The sequence below is a fragment of the Pseudomonas sp. 22490 genome (genome assembly GCF_052044465.1).
GTDB classification, from domain to species: Bacteria; Pseudomonadota; Gammaproteobacteria; order Pseudomonadales; family Pseudomonadaceae; genus Pseudomonas; species Pseudomonas aeruginosa.
In genome coordinates, this window is sequence record NZ_JBQENS010000115.1 from 1 (window position 1) to 329 (window position 329).

At 59.3% G+C, this 329-nt stretch carries 1 pseudogene; it reads left to right on the forward strand.

The window, feature by feature from the left end:
• Nucleotides 1–329 (forward strand): annotated as a pseudogene (locus tag ACTJJX_RS35175) (attachment protein); the annotation flags it as partial.

The following is a 329-nucleotide window of genomic DNA, read 5'->3' on the forward strand; positions in this document are numbered from 1 at the left end:
CCTAGTTCTCCGCCGTCTGGCTGTTTGAATGGGTGCGCTTATGAGGCTGATAGTTCTCGGCCTCAGAAGTGTTTCCGCTCGCCGGGGTCTGAAACCGAAGGTTTTTGTAACTACCTGCTCAAGACAAACGGCCAGAACTGTTCTGCGGATTCAGGCAATTTGGGCGCGACCGGTCCTTCGCTCGACGATCCGTCCACGCCTGATCCCGACCCTAATCCGGACCCGAACGACCCGGGCTGTCCGAAGGGCTATAGCTGGTCAGGCACTACGTGCGTGAAGACGCCGACCGATCCCACAGACCCGACCGACCCGAAAGACCCTGGTGGTGA